This is a genomic window from Kitasatospora cystarginea (assembly GCF_039533515.1).
GTDB lineage: Bacteria > Actinomycetota > Actinomycetes > Streptomycetales > Streptomycetaceae > Kitasatospora > Kitasatospora cystarginea.
In genome coordinates this window covers 47,529-64,472 of sequence record NZ_BAAATR010000011.1, presented here as the reverse complement: position 1 = coordinate 64,472, position 16,944 = coordinate 47,529, and the positions used below count along the sequence as shown (strand labels likewise).

12 protein-coding genes and 1 tRNA gene are annotated in these 16,944 nt (G+C 71.3%); 7 read left to right on the top strand and 6 right to left on the bottom strand.

The features are described from left to right. Positions 1–11: 11 nt before the first annotated feature. A complete protein-coding gene (locus tag ABD369_RS14640; RefSeq protein WP_344636811.1) occupies positions 12–1,004 on the top strand; it encodes a ScbA/BarX family gamma-butyrolactone biosynthesis protein in 993 nt (330 codons plus the stop codon). 194 nt (positions 1,005–1,198) lie between these two features. On the opposite strand, the gene ABD369_RS14635 is transcribed toward ABD369_RS14640, so the two are convergent. From ABD369_RS14635 to ABD369_RS14615, 5 genes are all read right to left on the bottom strand, one after another. Further along, complete coding sequence (locus tag ABD369_RS14635; protein WP_344636810.1) at positions 1,199–1,918, bottom strand: HAD family hydrolase; 720 nt, start codon at positions 1,916–1,918, stop codon at positions 1,199–1,201. Between the two features lie 1,328 nt (positions 1,919–3,246). Next, positions 3,247–3,543 (bottom strand): hypothetical protein, encoded by a 297-nt coding sequence (locus ABD369_RS14630; RefSeq protein WP_344636809.1) that lies wholly within the window; start codon positions 3,541–3,543, stop codon positions 3,247–3,249. Between the two features lie 543 nt (positions 3,544–4,086). After that, positions 4,087–4,581: an allene oxide cyclase barrel-like domain-containing protein gene (locus tag ABD369_RS14625; RefSeq protein WP_344636808.1), complete on the bottom strand. Its 495-nt coding sequence runs from the start codon at positions 4,579–4,581 to the stop codon at positions 4,087–4,089. A gap of 470 nt (positions 4,582–5,051) precedes the next feature. Beyond that, positions 5,052–5,139, bottom strand: a tRNA-Ser gene (locus ABD369_RS14620). Positions 5,140–5,220: 81 nt separating this feature from the next. Beyond that, positions 5,221–6,852, bottom strand: coding sequence for a S1C family serine protease (locus tag ABD369_RS14615; RefSeq protein WP_344636807.1), 1,632 nt, complete (start codon positions 6,850–6,852; stop codon positions 5,221–5,223). Between the two features lie 419 nt (positions 6,853–7,271). Between ABD369_RS14615 and ABD369_RS14610 the strand changes: the two genes are divergently transcribed. The 4 genes from ABD369_RS14610 to ABD369_RS14595 all read left to right on the top strand — a co-directional run bounded on the left by ABD369_RS14610 (position 7,272) and on the right by ABD369_RS14595 (position 11,776). Continuing rightward, positions 7,272–8,636 carry a purine-cytosine permease family protein gene (locus tag ABD369_RS14610; RefSeq protein ID WP_344636806.1) on the top strand — a complete coding sequence of 455 codons (1,365 nt, stop codon included), beginning with the start codon at positions 7,272–7,274 and terminating at the stop codon, positions 8,634–8,636. A gap of 203 nt (positions 8,637–8,839) precedes the next feature. Next, complete coding sequence (locus ABD369_RS14605) at positions 8,840–9,586, top strand: glycerophosphodiester phosphodiesterase (protein ID WP_344636935.1); 747 nt, start codon at positions 8,840–8,842, stop codon at positions 9,584–9,586. A 431-nt stretch (positions 9,587–10,017) separates the two neighbouring features. Then, the gene (locus ABD369_RS14600) at positions 10,018–10,605 is read left to right on the top strand and encodes an ATP-binding protein (RefSeq protein WP_425557620.1); all 588 of its coding nucleotides are present in this window, start codon (positions 10,018–10,020) and stop codon (positions 10,603–10,605) included. 169 nt (positions 10,606–10,774) lie between these two features. Further along, the gene (locus ABD369_RS14595; protein ID WP_344636805.1) at positions 10,775–11,776 is read left to right on the top strand and encodes a DUF5926 family protein; all 1,002 of its coding nucleotides are present in this window, start codon (positions 10,775–10,777) and stop codon (positions 11,774–11,776) included. 366 nt (positions 11,777–12,142) lie between these two features. On the opposite strand, the gene ABD369_RS14590 is transcribed toward ABD369_RS14595, so the two are convergent. Continuing rightward, positions 12,143–12,874: a bifunctional DNA primase/polymerase gene (locus tag ABD369_RS14590; protein ID WP_344636804.1), complete on the bottom strand. Its 732-nt coding sequence runs from the start codon at positions 12,872–12,874 to the stop codon at positions 12,143–12,145. Between the two features lie 623 nt (positions 12,875–13,497). Here ABD369_RS14590 and ABD369_RS14585 point away from each other — a divergent pair. Continuing rightward, complete coding sequence (locus ABD369_RS14585) at positions 13,498–15,036, top strand: PP2C family protein-serine/threonine phosphatase (protein ID WP_344636803.1); 1,539 nt, start codon at positions 13,498–13,500, stop codon at positions 15,034–15,036. Between the two features lie 224 nt (positions 15,037–15,260). Next, entirely contained in the window at positions 15,261–16,772 is a 1,512-nt protein-coding gene (locus ABD369_RS14580; RefSeq protein ID WP_344636802.1) for an aminopeptidase P family protein, read from the top strand. Positions 16,773–16,944: the final 172 nt, after the last annotated feature.

Below are 16,944 nucleotides of genomic sequence, written 5' to 3'. Positions count from 1 at the left end.
GGAGAGGGGCCATGATCGAGTCGCCGTCCATCGCCGCAGCCCCGGACTGGGCACTGTTCAAGCCGCCGTTCAACTCCGTAACCAACCGGATAGCCTCGACAAAAGCGCACTTCAGCAGCACTGTCCCCAGGGAACTGGTACACCGCGCCGCCGTGGCCGAGGTTCTGCTGACCCGCTGGCACCGACTGGATGCCACACACTTCGGCGTTTCGGCCCAGTGGCCCCGAGGTCACAGCTTCTTCACGTCTCCCGACGGTTTTCACCATGACCCCCTTCTCATTGCGGAAACCATCCGACAGGTCGGTACCTTACTTGCTCACGCCGAGCTCGACGTATCGATGGACAGCTGTTTCCTGCTGGAGACCATGCGCTTCGACTCCGATCTCCAGGGGCTGGAGGTCAGGGGGACACCGGCCGACCTGGAGCTGATGGTCACCGCGTCCGATCTGCGCTACAGCGGCCGCAGGCTGAGCGGTGTCCGCTACGACGCCCAGTTCCTGCGCGACGGCGCCCGGGTGGCCAGCGCCGGCCTGAAGGCCAGTTTCATAGCACCGGCCGTTTACCGCCGCCTCCGCGGCGACTACCTGACCGCCCGGCCCAGCACGGTGCTTCCCCCACCGATCGAACCCGCCCTCGTCGGCCGGCGGATCGGCTTCGACGTGGTCCTCTCCTCGACCGGGCTCGCCAACCGCTGGGAACTGCGCGCCGACAGCCGGCACCCGGTGCTCTTCGACCACCCGGGCGACCACATCCCCGGCATGGTGCTGATGGAGGCCGCCCGTCAGGCGGCCCGGGCGATGGCACCGGAGGCGGACATGATCACCTCGCTCGACACGTCCTTCACCAAGTACGTGGAGTTCGAGGCACCTTGCTGGATCACGGCCGACGAGGTGGCGGGCGACGACCCCTCCGGCCGGCGTCTGGTGATCCGCGGAGAACAGTTCGGGGAGACCGCCTTCACCATGACCATCTCGGTGGCCGCGCGGGTGCCGCTCACCGTGTGACGGCGCTGCCGCCCGCCGCCGGGCTCCTGAGGCCGCGATCCGCGCCTTCGGAACGGGCCCGCACGGCCACGGGCGCTCGTTACGGACGTGCTCGCATCGCCACGGAGGTGGCGAGTGCCGGCCTGCCGGGCGTCCAGCCACCGGTGCGCCGAGCGGGTACGCCGGGCCACCGGTACGCCCGGCTGCGGGCGTGCTCAGCCCGTGACGGCCCCGGCCTGCTCCGGCCAGAGCTGGCCGGCCTCGGCCGCCGCATCCAGTTCGCGGACCAGCGTCTCGTCGATCACGTCGAGCGAGTCCACGATGTGGCGAACACCCGCCTCCCGCATCAACTCCCGCTGGTGGCCGTGCTCGAAGTCCGAGGGGTGGCCGATGAACGGGACACCCAGCGCCCTGGCGTGCTCGGCCACCCGGGCCACGTCGTCGATGAAGAGCACCTCGTCGAAGCCCAGGCCGAACACCTCGGTGACGATCTCCTTGACTCCCGGACGGAAGTCATTGGTGCAGACGTACCCGGGCTCGTCGAACAGCCCGGAGTGCTCGCCGAGATAGCGGTCGAAGTGGGAGCGGTCCAGGCCGCCGTAGCAGACGGTCCGCAGCCCGAGCGCGCGAAGCCGCTCGACCAACCGGACCGCGCCGTCCAGCACCCGGTTCGGATCACGCTCCAGGTACTCGGCCCGCTCCTGGAAGTAGACCTCCAGGGTCCGCTCGACCGGCCAGTCGACCCCGGCGGCCTCGGCGAGCACAACGGCGGCGTCCGCCTGCCGCTGCGAGAAGATCCGGCGCTCTACCTCGGCCGAGTACCGGCCACCCCGACTGGTGATGAAGTGGTGGATCACCGGACTGAAGGTGTCGTTCAGCATCACGCCGTCGATGTTCACGGCGACGGCCCTGAGCCGCGTCAACGGTCCTGTCATCGGTAGCCCCCTCAGATCTGCGGCCCATGTTAGAGGGGAGGCACGGGCAAAGATCAACTGGCGCACGGAACTGATTCGGCGTCAACTCATCATCGGTCGAGCCCTGACGACGACCTCCATCTCACCCAAGGGATCCGCCGGGACGTCCCGACATCGGCCGGGATCGACGACCCGGGCAGCGCCAACTGATCCGGAGGAATTGCGGACTTGCGGACGGAGGCCGATGCGGGCACGCGCGATTCGACCTGCCTCAACGAGTCGGACTTCGCATCCACCATGCCCACCGGCCACGCCTGGTCGCGCGTCGGGCCAACGCGCGGTGGTGCCGCGCGCGGAAGCTCGCAACCGGCGGGTCGACCTGCTGGGCGCACTGGTCGCGGGCATCGAGTTGAACTCGGCCTCCACGAGGGTGAGTACGAGACTCCCCCGACTCTCAGGCCGGGAAGCACCTGCTAGACACTCATTGCCGGCCTCTTGGTCCTTGGACTCCACTCGCAAGTGAAGGACCACGGCGATCACGCCTGCATAGAAGTGGTGAATACTGCAGCTGACGGACCATCACGAGAGGGAATGCCATGTGGCTCCTGTGGGGCGGTGTGATCGTATTAAGTGTCGTAACCGTGTCTAGAGGATTCCTGCGAGCCGGGAAAGCCCGTATGACGCGTCTCGGCGCTCTCGGCGACCCCATCGCTCTCGGAGCCGGCGGGGCCGGCGCTGCCGCCGCTGGGTTGGGGGCCGCCGCTATGGCGCTGAACCCAGTCGTGGTGGCGGGGACCGCCTTCTTCTGGGGCTTAACCGCCATTGAGGTTGCCTACTACGCACGGCATCACGCCAACACGTAGCAGAGCCGGCATCAGCCCGACGGCACTCATGTCGCAACGATCGCTACGCCTCAGAACGGCCGGGCCCACCCACAACACACCAGGCGGGTGGGCCTGGTCGCTGTCTGTTGAACGCCCCGCCTTCATGTCCCTGCCGGGTAGCTCCAACCGAACTCGGCCAATGCCCGGGCCCTGGCCTCCACGACGGCCATGTGAGCGTCGCGCTCGACCGCGTCGGCGTGGGCAGCCTCGCTGGTCGCCTGACCAGGGCACCACGGGTCTGCCGGAGCATCCGCGTTTCCGCCGACTCCAGTACGCAGACTTCGGCCACCCGACTGAGCTGGCCCCCGTGGAGCGGAGGGAGGTGAGCGGACCGTTGACCAAGGCGCTGTGCACCGACGGCGACTGGGCTGCCCGCGCAAACCACCGCCCTGCTCCCCACGCAACGAGCCGCGCAGACCGCCGCACAAGGTCTGCGCCGAGCAGCACCCCGACGGTGAGCGGGTATCAGAACAACTCGAGTCGCGCGCGCGTCGCACTCTCGAAGAGCTCCAGCAGCACCGCGCCGACCCGGTTCTCCGGGGACAGGAACTCGCTGCGGTCCGCGCGAACGACGAGGACGTCGTGGGAGTCGAGCAGGTCGGAGAAGCCCCGGTTCTCAATGATGTCCCACAGCGCGTCCAGACTCCGGCCCTTCCAGTAGCCGAGGGCTTCGGGGTTCACCGAGACTAGCGCCTCGCGGAAGTCCATCAGGGACTCGATGCGGTGCCCCCGCACATTGACCAGCAGCTCAGTCCTCGCCACGGCGTCAGCGTATCGATGCCCCGGCAGCACGGCGCCGTCCGCGCCACCACGCAGCGAGGCCCGGCGGGTCGAAACGCTACTGGACCCGGCCGGCCCACCCGATCACGGTCCACCGGTGGGCCACACGCCCGGGACGACAGCGGACGGAACAGCGAAGGGCGGGTGCCGAAGACTTCCGGTACCCGCCCTGAGCTGGGGTGATCCCCACGTGCGGAGGGTGTGGGATTTGAACCCACGGTGACGGGTCACGCCACGACAGTGTTCAAGTCTTGCGCCCGACTTGGTCGCTGTGAGCGCTCCGCTGCAGGTCAGACGGTTACGAGCATCCCCGCAGCGCCGTCTCCATCGTCGTCGCGCCAGTTCTGTGCCAGATCGACAACGGCGTCAGAAGCCGTTGTCGTACCGATCAAGGGGTTGCCGATCGAACGAAAGCCCCGACTCGGGTGATCGCGGAGTGGTCGGCGTATAGCGGCAGGGCCTCTGGTGGCCGGGCCTCCGGAGTCCGCCGGTGGCGGGGCGTCGCGGTCGCCGCCCCGGGCATCGCTAGGTGAGGTGGAGCGTGATGTCCGTCTCCGTGTCGTTGACATTGGTGCCGGTCACGAAACCGCGGGCGTTCTTGTAGACGCCGGTGCCGCCGGTGATCGCGAGCGTGAACTCGGTGGGGAAGCTGTGGATCACAGGGGCGAGCCCCTGGATGGCGATGTCGCCCTTGGGCAGGTGGAGGGTGATCTCGCACTCCCGCTCGTCCGGCGAAAGGCTGGTGACCGTGCACACGAAGCCGTCGCTGCCGACCCTGTTGCCGTTCTGGAAGAGATCGTCGTTACCGACTTGCCGGTCACCGAGGCTCAACCCACCGTCCACCGGGATGCCGGCCGCCTGTCGCAGGAGGGCGACGAGCTTGATGACCTTGACCTTGCCCTTGCCATCACCACCGAGGGTGTCGGGGACCGGGGCGGCAGCATGTGCGAGTGGCGCGCAGGCGAGGACAGCGGCCAGGGCGGTTCCCGCGACCGACCCCAGTGCCTTGTAACGGCGCATTGTGCGTCTCCTGGTGAGAATTGATGAAGGTTGCATAAGTGACGGTTAATCACTTATGCCTTCCTGCATACCTCATCGGCTTTGCTGCAGATCACGGCGCGCCGGGCGTGCGCGGAGTCCGGCCCAGTCGGGTCCATCGGATGGGCGTGACTCCGGCATGGCGCGCCGACACGCGACGTGGGAGCGCATCCCGATGTCGCGCCTTCCACGCCGGCACCCCTCCCAGAACCGACACGGCGGACGACGAAGCTTCTGCCAGTCGCTCGGCCCCGGTGCAGGGGCAGTCCCTCTACGAGCGCCACCGCAGCACCGCCTTCATCGTCGGCGCGCCGGCCGGCCACGCGTTCCACGGACGTTCCACGGACGTTCCACGCGCGCTGAACGACGGCGGACACCGCAGGACGGAACAGCGAAGGGCGGGTACCGGCTGCTTGCCGGTACCCGCCCTGAGCTGGGACTACGCCCACGTGCGGAGGGTGTGGGATTTGAACCCACGGTGACGGGTCACGCCACGACAGTTTTCAAGACTGTTCCCTTAGGCCGCTCGGGCAACCCTCCTGGCGGAGGTCAGCCTAACGGGTCCGGAGGGGTTCGGTGCACACGCTTTTCCGGAGCGGGGCGTTTTCCGGGGTGGCGGGGTCAGGGGGTGTCGCCCTTGCGCTCGCCGAGGGTGATGGTGGTCTTGGCGGTCTTGCCGTCCCGGATGTACTCGACGGAGACCTTGTCGCCGGGCTTGTACGTCCAGATCTCGCTGACCAGGGTCGGGGAGCTGTCGATCGGGTGGTCGCCCAGCTTGGTGATGACGTCGCCCGCCTTGAGGCCGGCCTGGTCGGCGGGGCCGCCGGGGGTGACGGCCGGGGTGCCCTGGACCGGTCCGGTCTGGATCTGCGCGCCGTCGCCCTTGTAGTCGTCGTTGCGCAGTACGCCGATGATCGCGTAGACCGGCGTGCCGGTCTTGATCAGGTCCTGGGCGACCCGGCTGGCCTGGTTGATCGGGATGGCGAAGCCGAGGCCGATGCTGCCCGCGCGGCCGCCCGAGCCGCCGGTGTTGGACTGGATCGCCGAGTTGATGCCGATCACCGCGCCGGCGCTGTTGAGCAGCGGCCCGCCGGAGTTGCCCGGGTTGATCGAGGCGTCGGTCTGCAGTGCGTTCATGTAGGACGACTGGGCGCCGGTCTCGTCGCCGGAGGCCACCGGGCGGTCCTTGGCGCTGACGATGCCGGTGGTGACGGTGCCCTCGAGGCCGTAGGGCGCGCCGATGGCGATGGTGGCGTCGCCGACCGCGACCTTGTCGGAGTCGCCGAGCGGGAGCGGGACCAGCTTGTCCTTCGGCGGGTTGTCGAGCCGGATCACGGCCACGTCGTAGCCCTGGGCGCGGCCGACCACCGAGGCGGTGTACGCGGAGCCGTCGGAGAACTTGACGGTCAGCTTGCCGCCGTTGGCCGCCGGGGCGACCACGTGGTTGTTGGTGAGGATGTGGCCCTCGGTGTCGTAGACGAAACCGGTGCCGGTGCCGGACTCCTGCGAGCCCTGGGCCTTGATGGTGACCACGCTGGGCAGCGCCTTGGCGGCGATCCCCGCGATGGAGTTCGGGGCCCGGTCGATGGTCTTGTCCCCGGCCTGGATGGTGGTGCTGGTGTGGCTGGCGCCGGAGTTGGTGAAGCTGCCGCTGTTGCCGCCGACGGTGGCGCCGATCGCGCCGCCCGCGAGGCCGGCCACCAGGGCGACCGCTGCGATCAGGGCGACCAGGCCGCCGCGCTTGCGGGGCTGCGGGGAGCCCTGGGCACCGAACTTGCCCGGGTAGCCGGGGACGCCGGGCTCGCCCGGGCCGGCCGGAGGCGCGCCCCAGCCGCCGAGCGGCTGCCCCGCGCCGAACGGGTGGTGCTGCTGCCCCTCGGCGCCCAGCACCGTGGTCTGCTCGGCCGAGGCGGCCGGCGCGGCGTAGGGGTTCCCGGCAGCCGGCGGCGGGGCCTGGACGACCGGCGGCGGCGCGTCCAGGTAGCTCTGCGCGGCAGGCGCGGCCGGGGCGGTCGGCGGCGGCGCGTCCAGGTAGGTGGGGGCCGGAGCGTCGGACTCGCCCGCGGCGGCGGGGGCGGACGGCTCGGCGGCCTCCGCGTCGCTCAGCTTGGTGAGGGCGACCGTAGGCGCGGACTCGACGACCGGTGCGGCACCAGCCGACGCGGCGTCAGGAGCCGGACCCACCGCCCCCTGGCCGTCGGAGGAGCGCTCCTCCTCCGGCCCGGCGGACCCACTCGCGTGCTCGGTGCTCACGGACGACCTCCATAACTGACAGGACCTTGACCCATAGTTTTTCGCATCCAGGATTCAGTTGCCGTAAGGAGCCCTCTGAAGAACTCGTGAGAATCCTTAGGTACTCCCGACATGCTCCCGACAGGTTTCCCGTCCGAGCGCTCCGTCCGAGCGGTCCGACCGGGTATACCAACCGGCGCGCCGACCAACTACGCCGACCGGGTGCGCCGGCCGTCCGCGATCCGGACGAGCGCCCTCGGCCTTGGGGTTCCGGGGGCCCTGCGGTTAACCTGGCCGCTCCAAACTGACACGCGGGAGCTTGGACCGTCCAGGCTGAGAGTGCGCTGATCGGACCGTACGCCATTCACACCGGCGATGGGGCGAGGGGGCGCAGACCGCTCGAACCTGTCCGGGTAATGCCGGCGTAGGGAGCATTGGCCATGTCGGCTGTCTCTGCACCACCGTCTGACGCGTCCACGACCGCCGCGCGCCCCGAGGCGCCGCTGACGCTGGACACCGCGCCTCCCCGCACCCTCGGTTTCCGCGACCAGTTCGCGCTCTGGGCCAACCTCGGCGTCAGCCTGATGGGCTTCAGCGGTGCGGCCACCGTGCTGGGCACCGCGGGTTCCGAGCTCTCCTTCGCGGCCTCGGTGACGGCGGTGGTGGCGGGCACGGTGATCGGTACCGCGATGCTCGGTGTGGCTGCGCTGATCGGTGCCCGGACGGGTGCCCCGGCGATGGCGTCGCTGCGCGGGCTGTTCGGCACGAAGCTCTCGTACCTGCCGACGGTGCTGAACATCGCCCAGTGCATCGGCTGGGGCGTCTACGAGCTCATGGTGATCGCGATGGGCGCGCAGGCGGTGGCCGGCACCGAGGGTTGGCGCTGGCTGTTCGTGGTGCTGGCGGGTGCGGTGACCACCACGCTGACCATCTGGCCGCTGGGTTCGATCGCGGTGCTGCGCAGGTACGTCGCGGCGGCGGTCGGTCTGGCGATGGTGTACTTCACGGTGCAGCTGGGCCGCCAGGGCTTCCCCGACCCGGGCGCGGGCAACTGGAACGGGTTCCTGCACGCGACCGACGCGATCATCGCCGTCTCGATCTCCTTCGTCCCGCTGGCTGCCGACTACACGCGGCACTCGCGCACCTCCTCGGCGGCGTACTGGGGCACCTTCTCCGGCTACACGCTGGCCCAGGTCTGGTGCTACGTGGTGGGCCTGATCGCGCTGCTGCAGTCCGGCGGCGACGCCTCGAAGATCTTCTCCTCGTTCACCGGGGTCGCGGCCGGCTGGCTCTTCCTGCTGGTGCTGGTGCTGCGCGAGACCGACCAGTCGTTCGCCAACGTGTACTCGACCGCGATGTCCATCCACAACCTGCTCCCCCGGGTCGACCGCCGCCTGCTGACCGGCGGGATCGGCGTGCTGGTCACCGTGCTGGCCCTCCAGATCCAGGAGTTCACCGACTCGTACTACAACTTCCTCGGCCTGATCGGCTCGGTGTTCGTGCCGCTGCTGGCCGTGCTCGCGGTGGACTACTTCTTCGGCGCCGGCCGGCGCGGCTGGAACCTCGACCAGGACGCCCCAGCCCGCTGGCTGATGCTGGCGCCGTGGCTGCTGGGCTTCGCCGTCTACCAGTTCCTGTCCCCGACGCCGATCGCCGGCTGGTGGACCGACCTGTGGACGGGTCTGCAGTCCGCGGTGCACTTCACGCCGCAGGAGTGGAGCTCGGCCTCGCTGTTCGGCTTCCTGGTGCCGGCGCTGGCCACCTGGCTGCTGACCCTGGTCCGGCGGGAGGGTTCGGCCGCCTGAGCAGCGATCCGTCCCCGGGCCCGGCCCGGGGACGGATTCCTGTCTTCCCGCGCCGTTTCGCCTCCGCTGCCGGCTTTCTTCACCGCGAGTTCCCCGTGCCGATGGTTCCCGGCCAGCTACCGCCCCGTAGGGTTGGTGTCGTGGAAACCCGTGACCTCTCAGCGACGGCACCAGGAACCATCGACCGCACGGCCGTCCGGGTCATCGCGCACCGGGGTTCCTCCGCCGCCCTCCCCGAGCACACCCTCGCCGCCTACCGCCGCGCGATCGAGGAAGGCGCGGACGGCCTGGAGTGCGACGTACGGCTGACCGCCGACGGGCAGTTGGTGTGCGTCCACGACCGCACCGTCCAGCGCACCTCGAACGGACGGGGCACGGTGTCCGCGATGACGCTGGCCGAGCTCTCCCGGCTGGACTTCGGCTCCTGGAAGTCGCCCGGGGCACCCGAACCCAGCCCGGTCCTCACCCTGGCCGAGCTGCTGGAACTGGTCGCCGACGCCGGACGGCGGATCGAGCTGGCGATCGAGACCAAGCACCCGACCCGGCACCGCGGCGGGACCGAGACCGAACTGCTGCGCATGCTCGGGTACTACGGGCTGCTGCCCGCGATGTCCGCGGAGTCCTCGGTGCGGGTGATGAGCTTCTCCGAGCTCTCGCTGCACCGGATCCGCCGCACCGCGCCCGCCATTCCCACCGTCTATCTGGCGGAGCGCCGGCTGCCGCTGCTCGGCCGGACCAGCAGGCTGCCCGGCGGCGCCCGGATCGCCGGTCCCGGCATCGAGCTGATCCGGGCCGACCCCGGTCTGGTGCCGGCCCTGAGGCGGGCCGGGAACCGGGTGCACGTGTGGACGGTGGACGATCCGGCGGACGTCGAGTACTGCCTGGAGCTCGGTGTGGAGGCGCTCATCACCAACCGCCCGCGCGAGGTACTGGCCCAACTCGGCCGATAACGGCCTCTCGCCGAGACGGCCGGAACCGGCTGGAACGGTCCGGGACCGGCGTGGAGTGTGACGCGCGTGGACCGTGGGCCCACATGAGCCGTGACGCGCGTTGACCGTGACGGACGGCGGCCGTGGCGGACACCCACCACAGCGGCCGTCCTCGGCCACCGGCGTTCACCCTGGGCAGTTGCCAACCACGGCAGGCGATTTGGTGTACGCGGGCGTGAAGTGGGGGCGCAAAGGACAGCGCAAACAAGGCCGAAGGCAACCTTGTTGGCGAATTCCATGCGCTTTCACAACAGCGCGTGAGCAGTTAATCACCATTTGCGTACCGTGAGTTGCGGCCCCCGGAAATGTCGGGTCAGGATCGCCGACCGGTCGTTTCCGACGGATTCCCAGGGGGCATCCATCCCTCGGCGAACGCTGAAGGAGGTCCGGGGGTGGCATTGATGGTCGCGCACGCTGTGCTTGTCAAGTCCGGTCCCACTTCATCGGCCATGGCCGTTCCGCACGGCCCGGCCAGTGTCGCAGTCGCACGGCGGCGGCTACGGCGCGATCTGGGAGAGCGCGAGATACCGGACGCGGTGATTGACGATGCGGTACTGATCCTTTCCGAACTGCTCAGCAATTCCTGTCGATACGCCCGTCCGCTGCCGCTTCTCGCGGCACTCGACGGGGACGGGGAGAGCCGGGAGAGTTCGGGGGCACCGGGGGTTTCGGGAACTTCCGTGAACTCCGTGACGTCGGTGGCCGATCTACTGGATCCGGATCTCGGTGACGGGGGCGGCATTCTGGTGCGCTGGCAGCTGCACGGCGACGGCCTGCTCGGCCTTGAGGTGACGGACGGCGGTGCGGCCACCCGGCCGTTGCCCGCCCGGCCCTCGATGACCTCGCGCGGTGGCCGCGGCCTGAGCATCGTCGGGCAGTTGGCGAGCGACTGGGGTGTTCGCGACGAGCCCGGTCAGGTGACGGTCTGGGCCCTGCTGCCGGCTCGGGTGAGCCACGTGACGAGCGCCAGGAGTGCCTGACCCCCTCCCGCCGGGGCGGGCGCGCTTCCGACCGGGCCCCGAGGTCGGCTTCCGACCGGGCCCAGGGTCGAAGGACACCCCAGTGGCGTTCCGAAGAGCGTGTTCGCCCGCTCCCCTGGAGCTAGGCTGCGCGGGAGCAAGTCATCGCCGTTTCCGGGAGAGCCGCACCATGGCCAAGAAGGCCGCGAAGAAGTCGCCGCAGCGCCGTCCGTCCACCGCCGTGAGCACGGGGGAGATCCCCGTCGTCGGTGCCCGTGAGGACTGCCCGTGCGGGTCGGGCCGCCGCTACAAGGCCTGCCACGGCCGGGAGGCCGCGCACGCGGTGCAGACGCTGGTGCACCGCCCGTTCGAGGGTCTGCCGGGCGAGGCGGACTGGGTCGCGCTGCGCGAGCTGGTCCCGGCCGCGACCGCCCCGCTGACGCTGAACGCCGAGGCCAGGGCACTCGCGGTCGGCGAGGTGCCCTCGGTGACCCTGGCGACGGTGCTGCCGCTGGCCTGGCCCGCGCTGCGCCGCCAGGACGGCTCGATCCTGATCGGTCTGCAGACCCAGTCCTCCTCCGGCGACCTGAGCCGCGACCTGGCCGACGCCCTGGAGCTGGCCCTGGCCACCGAGCCCGGCACCCCGGTGCCCGCCCGCCGGACCACCCCGGGCGGCCGCCGCCTGCAGGAACTGCTGGATCTGGACGCCGAGTTCTCCCCGACCGTGTTCACCGGGTTCGAGTTCTGGCTGGAGGACGCCGAGGGCGCCGCCGGCGAGGTCGCCGCCTCGCTGGAGCGTGCCAACGCCTCCGCCATCCCCACCGAGAAGCTCTCGTCCGTGGACTCCGCGTTCTGGTGCGCCGCGCCGGACAAGAACCACCTGCGCTGGGTGATGACCGTCCCCGAGGAGCAGCTGCTGGACGCACTCGCCCGGCTGAGCACCGCCGGCCAGTCCTCGCTCGGCCAGGACACCAAGCTGGTCGGCTCGTTCCGCGCGCACGGTCTCACCGTGCCGGTCTGGGACCTGCCTTCGACGATGACCGCGGAGGACTGCGAGAAGCCCGCCGCCGAGTTCGCCGAGCGCCTCGCGGACACCCTCGCGGCTCTGGCCTCGGCCGGTGCCGCCCCGCTGAACGCCGACGAGCGCCGGACCCGGGCCAACCTGGTGAACCGTCAGGTGACGCTCAACTGACGGCTCTCAGGTCCGCCGAGAAGATAAGGTGACTCGCGTCACATTTCTCCCGCGTTTCGGGAAATGTCCAGGTGGAACGCCCCGTGGACATCCCGTGGACAATTTGCGCGGACGCGGATCTTTGTTACCATTTAAACAGTCCGGTCGCTGGTGCATCCCCCGTCGCCAGCGGCCGGATCTTCCATTTTCCAGACAGGTTCCCCGAGTTCGAGAAGTCGGGCGCGAGAAGCCGGGCACGACAACCTCGGCGCGAAGACCGCGGCACGAGAACCGCGGCTCGGCGGCAACCACCGCGCGACAGCCGCGACGGAACGACCGCGGCGCGGAATTGCGCGGCCCGACCCGCCTTGCGGGCCCCGGCCGCGGTCAGAACGCCAGCCGGCTACCGTCCGGGGCGACCCGGCTCGCCGCGATCAACCCGCCTAGCAGCAGATCGACTTGGGGCAGCAGCGGTGCCCCCTCGGCCGGCGGCCTGATCCAGCGCACCGGACCGGCCGCGGCTTGCGCGGGCGGCAGCAGCAGATAGCCGTCCGGCCCGTGGAAGCGCAGCGACCCGGGCACCCAGGGCAGGTCCGCGAGCACGCCGCCGAGCCCCTCCAGCGTGTACGGGGCCACCAGCAGGACGTACCGCCGCCGGCTCGCCAGCACCGGGCCGAGCGGCAGCCGGAGCAGGTCGAAGTACTCCAGCGCCCGCTGCCCGGCCTCCGTCGGGAGGCTCACCGCGCACACCGACCGGCCGGTGGCGAGCAGCACCGGCGAGCCCGGGCTGCGCTCGCTCCACCACCAACTCACCATCCGCGCATCGGTGCTGGCCGCCAGCAGCGGCGGGTCGTGCGGGTGCGCGCCGGGAGCCGGGCAGCACGGATCGTCGCAGGAACACGGCCCGAGCAGTCCGGTCACGGCACGGGCACCGGGCAGTACCGGCCAGCCGCGCCCGACCGCCGCCAGCGCGGTGCGCAGCAGCGCCTTCCGCCTGTGGCGCCGACTGCCGGGCCAGCGCAGCCAGTTGCGGCACGCCCACCGGGGGTTCGCACCGGGGAAGGTCCATCCCAGGAGGTTCCGGCCGCGCCGAGCCTGCCCGTGGCTCGTACGTCGCATGAGCACTCGTTCCTTTCCGAGACCGCCTGGCTCAGGCGCGACCGCTGGGGGTTCGGGCCCGATCACCGGACTCCGGGCCGCGGGTGCGGTCCGGGCGGCCCGGACCAATCGAACCGCACTGGCTGTTCGAACTGCACTGGCCACGCTGACTGTTCGGAACATTCGAACTGACGACACGTCACCGCCGGTGTCACGACCGGCGCCACCGCAGGACGTCACGACACGGAACGCGAACGGGCGGGCACGAGCCCCGCCTTCGGGCCCCTCGAGGAGAATCCCGCATCCGTCCGGATGGACGACGCCGGGAGCGCGACGGTTCCACCGTACGGGTGAGTCGGGCCGGACCGTGCCGGGTTGCCGGGCGCGGCGGCCTACGATCCGGGCCGCCGACTGGGCGTCACATCCGTTGTATCCCACGCCCGTCAGGCACGGAACCGGCCGCTCGGCCGCGCACACCGATTCTGGACATGCCCCGATCGGCCTGTGTACAAGTGGTGGATTGGTGCCGAGTAGTGACGTAGCAGTGTTTTTGCGCGGTGCGATCCTTTTGTGTGCCGCTGTCCTTCTGTGCGCTCCTGGGAGTCCTGCGTGGCACACACCAGTCTGTGGGGAGTTGGGGCGGAATGACCGACGCCAAGCCGCTTGACCTGCCGCTGCCCGGGCCCGCCGGCCCGGCCGGGCCGGAAGCCGTACCCGGCCTGCCGTCCGGGCCGGCCCTGCTCGCCCCCGGGGCCGACCACTGCGGCGGCCGCATGCTGACGGAGTATTCCGTCCGGGATCCGGCGCTCGCGGGTCCCGTCGCCACGGACTCGGAGACCTCTGCCGCCGCCGTCCCCAACACGCCTGAGCTGCAGGACCGTTTGACCGGATGGCTGTCCGATTTCACCTCGCTCCACGAGCACACCGGCAGGCTCGCCGCCGCCCGCGGGCTCGCCGCCACCCTGACCGCCGTCCTCGACTCCGGCGCCGCCCTGCTCGGTGCCCACCGCGGGCTGATCACCACCACCGTCCCGGGCTCCGGACGCCCGGTCGGCCTCGGCCTGGACGGGGCCAGCGTCGGTGCGCTGGAGACCGTCCCCGCCGAGCACGGACCGTTCGCCGGACTGCTCAGTCGCCCCGGCGGCTCCGGGCAGCTGCTGGTCGCCGATCTCGCCGCCGACCCCTCCGTCGGCCCGCGCTTCCGCGAGGTGGCCGGACAGCTCGGCCTCGGCGCCTGCTACGCGCTGCCGCTCGCCACCGAGCAGGACGGACCGCTCGGCGCCGCCGTCTGGTTCTACGACGAACCCGCCGAACCCGACGAGCGGCGGCGGGAGCTGGCCCGGATGTACTGCGAGTTCGCCGCGCCGCTGGTGGCCAAGCAGTTGGAGGCGGACCGCACCCACCGGGCCACCGAGGCGCTGCGCCGCGGCCTGCTGCCCGACCGGCTGCCCGCCGTCCCCGGGCTGCGGCTCGCCGCCCGCTGCGTCCCCGCCGCACTCGACCGCTGCACCGGCGGCCGGGCCAGCGGCTCGGCCGGTGCGGCCGCGAGCAGCGACTGGTACGACGCCATCGCACTCACGGACGGCACCCTCGGCCTCACCGTCGGCAGCGTCTCCGGCGACGGACCGGGCGCCGGCCCCTCCTCCGTCCCCGGCGCGGCGGCTGCGATGAGCAGGGTGCGAGCCGCACTGCGGGCGTACGTGGTGCTGGAGGGCGAGGACCCGGTCTCGGTGCTCGGCGACCTCGAACTGCTGCTCAAGACCACCGAGCCCGCGCGCACCGCCACCGCCGCCTACGCCTGGGTCCAGCCCGGGGAGCGGCGGATCACCCTGGCCGGGGCCGGCCACTGCCCCCCGGTCCTGGTCACCCGGTACGGCGCCAACTTCGTCGAGACCTCGCTCTCCGCTCCGCTCGGCATGCTCGCCTGCTGGGAGGCGCCCGGGGTCGAGCTCGACGCGGAGCGCGGGGACCTGCTGCTGCTCTACACCGAGGGGCTGGCCCGGCGCTTCGGGCCGACCCTGCACGCCGGGCAGGCGGCGCTGCGGCGGGCCGCGGCCGACGCCCCGCGCGACGTCCGCCTCGAACCGGACCGCTTCTGCGGCCACCTCCTCGACATCTGCCCGGCGGCCGGGGATGCCGGCGCCGTGGACGACCTGGTGCTGCTGGCGGTCCGCTTCGAGTGATGCGAGTGAGGCGTCCGGGCCGGCCGTCCGGGGGGCCGGGGACGGGCCGGCCAGGAACCCGGCGAGCCGTCCACTGCCACTGAGTCGCAGGTCCGGGCACGGATGGGGCTCCACCGGTCGCGCAGCCGTTCGGCCGGGCATCCGTACCATGGGACGCACGACCGCCCGCGCGTGTCGCGATCCGACGCGTCCGGGGCGGTACCACTCGCGAGGAGGCGACGTAAGTGACCGAGGACCGTACCCCGGCGGCAGCGGAGAACCCCGAAGGCGCTGCCGACGGCGGCCAGGAAGCCACCGAGCAGCCCATCAAGGGCCGGAAGAACGGCCTCTACGGTGAGATCTCCGACGAGCTCGCCGCGTCGATGAAGTCCGGCTGGGCCGACACCGAGCTGCGCGACCTGCAGCCGGTCGAGCAGGCTCGGTACGCCGCCGAGCGCCGCGCCGCGCTCTCCGCCGCGTACCCCGGCGAGCGTCTGGTGATCCCGGCGGGCAACCTGAAGACCCGCTCCAACGACACCGACTACAACTTCCGCCCGGCCACCGAGTACGTGCACCTCACCGGTGACCAGACCGAGGACGCGGTCCTGGTCGCCGAGCCGGCCGGCGAGCGCGGCCACGACTTCCACCTCTACCTGCTGCCCCGCTCCAACCGCGAGAACGGCGAGTTCTGGCTGGACGGCAACGGCGAGCTCTGGGTCGGCCGCCGCCACAGCCTCACCGAGGCCGAGGCGCTGCTCGGACTGCCCGCGCGGGACGTCCGCAAGGCCGCCGAGGAGCTGGCGGCAGCCGCCGCCGACGGTGTCCCGACCCGGATGGTGCGCGGCTACGACGCCGGCCTCGAGGCCGCGCTGTCCGAGGTGCTGGACGCCGACAAGGACGACGAGCTGAAGGTCTTCCTGAGCGGGCTGCGCCTGGTCAAGGACGAGTGGGAGGTCGAGCAGCTGCGCGCCGCCTGCGCCGCCACCGTCAAGGGCTTCACCGACGCGGTACGGGAGCTGGGCCAGGCCGTGGCCACCTCCGAGCGCTGGATCGAGGGCACCTTCTGGCGCCGGGCCCGGGTCGAGGGCAACGACGTCGGCTACGGCTCCATCTGCGCCGCCGGCCCGCACGCCACCACCCTGCACTGGGTCCGCAACGACGGTGAGGTCCGCCCCGGCGAGCTCCTGCTGCTGGACGCCGGTGTGGAGACCCGCACCCTCTACACCGCGGACGTCACCCGCACCCTCCCGATCAACGGCCGCTTCGACGACCTGCAGCGGAAGATCTACGACGCCGTGTACGCCGCCCAGGAGGCCGGTATCGCGGCCGTCCGGCCGGGCGCCCGGTTCCGTGACTTCCACGAGGCCTCGCAGCGCGTCCTGGCTGAGCACCTGCTCGCCTGGGGCCTGCTGGACGCCACGGTCTACGACGTCGAGAAGGTCATCGAGCTCGGACTGCAGCGCCGCTGGACCCTGCACGGCACCGGGCACATGCTCGGCCTGGACGTGCACGACTGCGCGGTGTCCCGCCGCGAGGAGCACGTGGACGCGCTGCTGAAGCCCGGCATGGTGCTGACCGTCGAGCCCGGCCTGTACTTCCAGCAGGACGACCTGACCGTCCCCGAGGAGTACCGCGGCATCGGCGTCCGGATCGAGGACGACATCCTGGTCACCGCCGACGGTCACGAGAACCTCTCGGCCGGGCTGCCCCGCCGCTCCGACGAGGTCGAGGCCTGGATGGCGAGCCTCACCGCCTGACGGCCACCGGGCACCAGGGGCGCGGGGACCCGCGCGCGGCACCAGGCGGCCGCGCGGTTCCCCGCGCCCCTGTCGGTCTGTCCGATGGTCCGCTCACCGGCGTTCTCCCGACGGCCGGTTGGGGTCTTCCCCGGTCTTCCGCGACACCCCGGTCATCCGGTGCCAAGACCGC